The 7,033-nt window shown below is 55.4% G+C and carries 7 protein-coding genes; 5 read left to right on the top strand and 2 right to left on the bottom strand.

Features of this window, described 5'->3' with window-relative positions; translation table 11 throughout:
- The first annotated feature begins 40 nt into the window (after positions 1 to 40).
- The 4 genes from argC to erpA all read left to right on the top strand — a co-directional run bounded on the left by argC (position 41) and on the right by erpA (position 2,821).
- Entirely contained in the window at positions 41 to 1,078 is a 1,038-nt protein-coding gene (gene argC / locus ENH71_RS14550) for an N-acetyl-gamma-glutamyl-phosphate reductase (protein WP_294136270.1), read from the top strand.
- Positions 1,079 to 1,123: 45 nt separating this feature from the next.
- Positions 1,124 to 1,795: a DUF6776 family protein gene (locus tag ENH71_RS14555; RefSeq protein WP_294136272.1), complete on the top strand. Its 672-nt coding sequence runs from the start codon at positions 1,124 to 1,126 to the stop codon at positions 1,793 to 1,795.
- Positions 1,795 to 2,256 carry a bactofilin family protein gene (locus ENH71_RS14560; RefSeq protein ID WP_294136273.1) on the top strand — a complete coding sequence of 154 codons (462 nt, stop codon included), beginning with the start codon at positions 1,795 to 1,797 and terminating at the stop codon, positions 2,254 to 2,256. Before ENH71_RS14555 ends, ENH71_RS14560 begins: the two co-directional genes overlap by 1 nt.
- Positions 2,257 to 2,467: 211 nt before the next feature.
- Positions 2,468 to 2,821, top strand: coding sequence for an iron-sulfur cluster insertion protein ErpA (erpA, locus tag ENH71_RS14565; protein WP_294136274.1), 354 nt, complete (start codon positions 2,468 to 2,470; stop codon positions 2,819 to 2,821).
- Between the two features lie 16 nt (positions 2,822 to 2,837).
- Here erpA and ENH71_RS14570 read toward each other — a convergent pair whose 3' ends face one another.
- Together ENH71_RS14570 and ENH71_RS14575 are read right to left on the bottom strand one after the other, a co-directional pair.
- Positions 2,838 to 3,947: an anhydro-N-acetylmuramic acid kinase gene (locus ENH71_RS14570; RefSeq protein ID WP_294136275.1), complete on the bottom strand. Its 1,110-nt coding sequence runs from the start codon at positions 3,945 to 3,947 to the stop codon at positions 2,838 to 2,840.
- Between the two features lie 6 nt (positions 3,948 to 3,953).
- A complete protein-coding gene (locus ENH71_RS14575) occupies positions 3,954 to 5,366 on the bottom strand; it encodes a M23 family metallopeptidase (RefSeq protein WP_294136276.1) in 1,413 nt (470 codons plus the stop codon).
- 181 nt (positions 5,367 to 5,547) lie between these two features.
- Between ENH71_RS14575 and tyrS the strand changes: the two genes are divergently transcribed.
- Entirely contained in the window at positions 5,548 to 6,831 is a 1,284-nt protein-coding gene (gene tyrS / locus ENH71_RS14580; RefSeq protein ID WP_294136277.1) for a tyrosine--tRNA ligase, read from the top strand.
- The last annotated feature ends 202 nt before the right edge of the window (positions 6,832 to 7,033 follow it).

Below are 7,033 nucleotides of genomic sequence, written 5' to 3' on the forward strand. Positions count from 1 at the left end.
AATACAGTTTACCATTTGTCAGACAGCGCAGGAGAATGCCGTGATTAAAGCAGGAATTGTCGGAGCCACTGGATACACCGGGGTGGAGTTGTTACGCCTGCTGGCATTGCATGATGCCGTCTCTATCGAGGTGGTGACCTCCCGCGAACTGGAAGGCACGGCGGTGTCGGCCCTGTTTCCGAATCTGCGTGGTTACGTGGATCTTGCGTTCACTGCCCCCGATGATGATGCGCTGGCCGCCTGTGACGTGGTGTTTTACGCGACACCGCATACGGTAGCCATGAAAACAGCGGCCAAGCTGTTGGCGCGAGGCGTGCGTGTTATCGACCTGTCGGCCGATTTCCGGTTGAAAGACAAGGTGGAATGGGAGCAGTGGTACAAGGAGACTCATGAAAGCCCGGAGTTGATTGCTCGTGCCGTGTACGGGTTACCGGAGGTGAATCGTGACACGATTCGCGATGCACAGCTGATTGCGGTGCCCGGATGTTATCCGACGGCGGTCCAGCTAGGGTTTCTGCCGTTGCTGGAAAACGCCCTGATAGACCCGTCCCGCTTGATTGCTGATGCCAAGTCCGGTGTCAGCGGTGCCGGGCGCAAGGCTGCTGTCGGCAGTCTGCTGTGCGAATCGTCAGAATCCATGAATGCCTATGGCGTGGCCGGGCACAGGCATCTGCCGGAAATTTCACAGGGGCTGCGCGCGGCAGCCGGGCAGGATGTCGGCCTGACTTTCATACCGCATCTGACGCCGATGATACGGGGTATTCACGCGACCTTGTATGCCGCGCCGGTCACAGATGTAAGTGCTGCGCAATTGCAGGAATTGTTCGAGGATCGCTACCGTTCAGAGCCCTTTGTTGACGTTATGCCGCAGGGGGCGCAACCTGCGACGCGCAATGTCAAAGGCTCCAATCGATGTCAGTTGGCTGTGCATTATCTGGAGCGCAGCAACAATATCGTTGTCTTGTCAGTTATCGATAATCTTGTGAAAGGTGCATCCGGCCAGGCAGTACAGAACATGAATATCATGTTTGGACTGGACGAGACTGCCGGCCTCAAGACCATTTCGCTGCTATTGTAAGTACATATTATGTCACGTGCGGTTAAAGGCAGCAGACAACAACGAATGACTGTGGTGCCGCATCGCCCGTGGCAGCGTGCGGCGATTATGGCGTCGGGTTTGCTGGTGTTGAGCATTGCGCTGGTGATGGCGTACCGCACCGGATTTGAGCGCGGCGCTGATAATCTGGCCGAACTCGACCTCGCACACTCGCAAGGCCTGTCCGATGTTCAGCGCGCAGCCCGGGAGGTAGCTGAACTGAAGGCAGCGTTGTCGGTGGCCGAGCGAAACCGACAGGTTGATGACGAGGTCAACGCGCAGGCGCAGGCCTCAATTGCAGCCCTGCGCAGTGAAATTGCGTTGCTTGAACGTGATGTGGCCCTGTATCGGCAAGTCATGGCGCTGGAGGCTGAGTCACCGTCTTTAAGTTTGCGTTCCTGGCAATTGTTGCAAACCGAGCTGCCGGGGTATTATCGTTACCGGCTCACCCTGGCCTACACCGGCGCTGGCGGCGCGGCAGTAGCGGGTGTTCTGAGTATCATGGTTGGCGACGAGCAGGCATCGGTGGTCAGCGTGACTGAACCGGTTAATCTGCGCTATCTGCAGGTGCTGGAAGGGGACGTGCAGATTCCGGAGGGTTTTATTGCCAGCCATGTTAAGCTCGAGTTCAACGCAGACTCGTCACCCGCGCCCGCTTTCAGCGAAAGCAGGCCGTGGCAGCCCGAGGGGGGCATTTGATGTTCGGATCGCAGAATAAAGTACGCAAAGGCAAGGTGATGGCACATACCTTGATATCCGCAGTCACCGAACTGCAGGGCGACCTGAAGTTTGATGGCGAGCTGATTGTGGAGGGGCGCATTGTTGGCAACATCAATGCTGCGAACGATTCCGGTGCGATGCTGAGAGTGGCCGAATCAGGTGTCATAGAGGGTGAAATCAACGTGCCCAATGTTGTGATAAACGGCACTGTGAATGGCGATATTCATGCCTGCAAACATATCGAGCTGGCCGCCAAGGCGAGCATCAACGGCGATGTACATTATCAACTGATCGAAATGGTGATGGGCGCCAGGGTTAATGGCAGCCTTGTCTGCAACAAAGAGCAGCATCAACCTCGCAAAGCATTGACCTATCAGCACCAGGCTGTCAGTGACAGTGAGCCGGAACCACCCCGCCAGGGGCAGGGTGATCCGGCTTAGCGCCGTTGGCAATTGGCGTTGGTGCTGATCCGGACGTTTCCCGCTGTGCCAATAAGCGCCCAAGTACAAATGGTTATTACTTGCATTAGCCGTAAGAACAGGATATTCGCCGGCAATAGTTGACTAAATTACTCGGTTAACCCCATAATTCTGTCTGCCGTCCCGGTTTCCTATCCGGAGATGCCCAATCAGTATTCAGATAGTTGTTGTTATGTCCACTGTACAATCGCACGATCCCATTATTATCGCACTTACCGATAACGCGGCCGACAAGGTGAAATCCCTGATCGCGGAAGAGGGCAAGCCTGGCCTGAAATTGCGGGTTTTTGTCACTGGCGGCGGGTGTTCAGGTTTTCAGTACGGTTTCAGTTTTGACGAGGATATGGCTGAGGACGATACGGTCGTGGATCACAAGGGGGCGACAATGCTGGTGGATCCGCTTAGTTATCAATATCTGGTCGGTGCCAAGGTGGATTACGTGGAAAACCTGGAAGGATCACGTTTTGTAGTGAATAACCCGATGGCCAGCACCACCTGCGGCTGCGGATCTTCTTTTTCCATATGATGCCCGCACACACGGCTCAGGCGTAGTAGATCCCACCCAGGATCACAGGATGGCTGGCGCCAGTCAGGTCTCTGCTGTCAACCGTCTGCCGGTTTAATGCCCGATGGGCCAGCCATGCGAACGTGACAGCCTCCACCCAGTCAGCAGACAATCCACACGCATCGCTAGGCTGTACCCGGCATGTCGGCGTCAGTTGCTGCAACCTCTGCATCAGTGCGGCATTGTAAGCGCCACCTCCGCACACAATCAGCTCCGTCGTCACATCATCCAGCGCCCGGCTGATACTCAGTGCTGTCAGCTCAAGCAGAGTGCGCTGCACGTCTGCTGCGCGCACGCTGTGTGAGACAGCAGCGAGTTTGTTCTGCAACCAGGCAAGATTGAACAGCTCGCGGCCTGTGCTTTTGGGTGGTGGTACGCTGAAATAGGGTTCATCCAGCAGCAGTCGCAGGAGAGTCTCGTCCACCTCGCCCGATGCAGCCCAGTTGCCCGCTTCATCGAATCGCGCGCCACGCTCTTGCTGTATCCAGGTGTCCATCAGTACGTTGCCCGGGCCGGTATCATAACCACGAGGTGTTGCTTCGTGGGCCGGGTTCAGCAAAGTAATGTTGGACATGCCCCCTATGTTAACGACGCAGCGGCGATGTTCTGCCGAGTAGAAAAAATGTTGATGAAAAAGCGGGGCAAGAGGGGCACCCTGGCCCCCGGCAGCCATATCCCGGCGGCGAAAATCGCCGACCGTGGTGACGCCGGTCAGCTCGGCCATGATGTTCGGATCACCCAGTTGCATACTGAATCGGTGATCGCCTGCTGGCTGGTGAAAAACGGTTTGCCCGTGACTGCCAATGGCTGAAATCTGACTGGCGGTAAAATTTGACTGCGCCATCAGCTCATTGATGGTGTCGGCGAATGCGCGCGCAATCCGGTTGTCCAGAGTTCCGAGATCCTGCAGGCTGATGCTGGCAGTGTCGCACAGGGACAGAATGTCGCTGCGCAGCTTGTCGGGGTATTTGCCGGAACATGTCGCCAGCAGTTTTGTATGGCTGGGCGTGGTTTCGATCAGCGCACAATCAATGGCGTCAACACTTGTGCCGGAGATAACGCCTACATAATAGCCGGTATCAGACATGAGGCCTCACTCCGAGTCAGGGGCCTGGCTCGGTGTGTTGGTGTATGTCAGCAGGCGTCCGTCGGGCTTGGTTTCATTGAAGCGCTTGAGGATTTGATCTGCGTGTTCCAGAAACCGCGGCATTTCTTTTGGATCCAGGCTGATGGCCTGCGGGAGCTCGTCGACAATGGTGCGCGGGTCTTTGTGAACGCCATTGACCAGAAATTCGTAATGCAGGTGGGGGCCGGTCGCGCCGCCGGTAGAGCCTACGTAGCCAATGATCTGGCCCTGTTGTACCCGGCTGCCTTTCTTGATGCCACCGGCATAATCGTTCAGGTGTGCATATTTGGTTTCAAAGCTGCCATTGTGTTGTATGACCACCAGTTTACCAAATGAGCCGTTACGGGCTGCCCAGGTCACTGTGCCATCTGCAGTCGCGCGAATCGGTGTGCCGGTCGGTGCGGCATAATCAGTGCCGCGGTGGGCGCGAATAGTGTTCAGAATCGGATGTCTGCGATTGGGGTTAAAGTTGGAGCTGATACGAAAAACGTCAAGCGGGTTACGCAAAAATGCTTTTTGCATGCTTTCGCCATCCGGGCTGAAGAAGCCGACATCGCCCTGTGTATTTTGATAACGCACGGCGACATGCTCGCGTCCGCGATTGATAAACTGTGCGCCAAGAATCTCGCCGGTACCAATGAATTCGCCGTTCAGGTACTTTTCTTCGTAGGCTATGCTGAATTGATCGCCGGAGCGCGGATCCATCAAGAAGTCGATGACGCCGCCGAAAATGTCTGCCATGCCCATAATGACACTGGCCGGAATTTCTGCCTGCTGTCCGGCCAGAAACAGACTGTCAGCAATGGCACCCTGTTTGACGACCTGCACCACATCAGGGGTTAACTGTATCGGTTCAACCTGATAGAAAGCGTCCTGGCGGGTAAAAACAAAGCCCTCAAGGGGTGACATGAATACCTGAAGTTGTTCCAGCTTGCCGGGCTCCGGGATGTGAAAACTCAGCTCGTATCCCGGGAACAGTCGATTCAGGATGCCGGCCTCGTCAGAGCTGTTAATGATGCGGTAAAGCTCCTGGGCTGACAGGCCAACGCGCCCGAAGATTGCTGACAAATTGTCACCGGGTTGCACTGTCAGAGAGTGCCAGTTGACCCGGCTGTCAATTGCCCCGGCATCGACAAGAGAATTAGCCGGTAGCGTGGGGCCTACAATCAGTGCCGGATCCGTCGCGTCTCTCTGCGCCGCAGCCTCACCGGTCTGGCTGGTCAGGGTGTTGTCACGCCGAAGGCGGTCTCCATTGGCAGGAGCGTCCGGAACGAGGATAGTGACAATAATCAGTGCTACCCCAAGTGCGCTGGCCAGCCAGAGGTGGTTGCGTGGGTAATATTTGCGGATGATATGTTGGGCTTTGGCTATCGAGTCCATGGAGGCTGTTTTTATCTCGTTACATACATTACTGCTGGTGCGTTGCGGAGCCAAGAGACACCCTGAGTGCGCACACAAACTCCAATTCTTATGGCTTTTGCTGCTCAGGTCAAGTCTTATTCCGGCTGATAGTGTAGAATCCGTGCTGGGTTTTAAGCGTGGATTAACAACGGAAAAAGTCATGGCAGAGAAAACAGTAGATATATTGGCGGACCTTGAGGCAAGAGGTCTGGTCTCCCAGATGACCTCGGAGGAGGAGTTCAGGTCTCATCTGCTCTCCGGTAGTCGCACTATATATAGTGGCTTCGATCCGACTGCCGATAGTCTGCACATTGGTAGCCTGGTACCTTTGCTGGCGTTGCGTCGCTTTCAGCTTGCCGGGCATAAGCCATTGGCGCTGGTGGGTGGCGCTACCGGCCTTATAGGCGACCCCAGTTTCAAGGCTGCTGAGCGTCAGTTGAACTCGGTTGAGGTGATTGGCGGCTGGGTTGATTCATTGAAAGAGCAGATGAGCCGGTTTCTGGATTTTGACTGTGGCACAACGTCTGCCGAGGTGGTTAATAACCTGGACTGGACCCGCGAGCTTAATGTTCTCAGCTTCCTGCGTGATGTCGGCAAACATTTTTCGGTCAATGCGATGATTCAGAAGGAATCCGTCAAGCAGCGTATCGAGAGAGAGGGCTCGGGTATATCTTTTACCGAGTTCAGCTACATGATTCTGCAGTCCTACGACTTTGCCGAGCTTTACCAGCGTCATGCGTGCACTATCCAGATTGGTGGCAGTGACCAGTGGGGAAACATTACCGGTGGTATAGACCTCTCCAGGCGGATGTATCAGGGGCAGGTTTATGGTTTGACGTTGCCATTGGTAACCAAGGCCGACGGGCAGAAGTTTGGTAAAACCGAGACCGGCACCGTGTGGCTGGATCCGGCCAAGACATCGCCTTATGCCTTTTTCCAGTTTTGGCTCAACACGGCTGATGCTGACGTATACAGGTTCCTGCACTATTTCACTTTCCTGTCGCCAGCGCAGATCGCAGACATAGAGGCGGCCGATGCCGCCGCTACCGGCAAGCCGTCGGCACAGGGGATTCTGGCGCGTGAAGTCACCGGGCTGGTCCACGGCGAGGACGGATTGCGGGCGGCCGAGCGCATCAGTTCGGCACTGTTCTCTGGTGAGCTGGGAGATCTGACTGAGTCGGATTTTGAGCAGCTGCGACAGGATGGTCTGCCGGCCACTGATGCGGCGGGTGACGCTGTTGCCATCATTGAGGCGTTGGTCAGCACCGGTCTGGCAGCGTCGAACCGGGTGGCCAGGGAGTTTGTGGCTGCCGGCGCGGTGTCCGCCAACGGTGCGAAAGTACCGGATACCGATGCATTGCTGTCAAAAGCCGGGGCTCTGTATGGCAAATACATTGTGTTAAAGCGAGGCAAAAAGCTGTTTCACCTCTTGCGTTTTACTTAAACAGCGCTGTCAGCCAAAATTTATGACGACATGATGAAATTCTGCTTGCAGAGGGGAAATACTGTGGCATAATGCGCGCCCTTGACGAGATAACGCTCTGGTCAAGGGAAGACAGCAGCAGTTTTTTCAGAGTTATTTGCCGGTGACAAGCTGGCAAAGAAAGTGAAAAAAAGTGCTTGCCAGATTGCTTGAAACGCGTATA

Source organism: Pseudohongiella sp., assembly GCF_011050365.1.
Lineage (GTDB): Bacteria > Pseudomonadota > Gammaproteobacteria > Pseudomonadales > Pseudohongiellaceae > Pseudohongiella.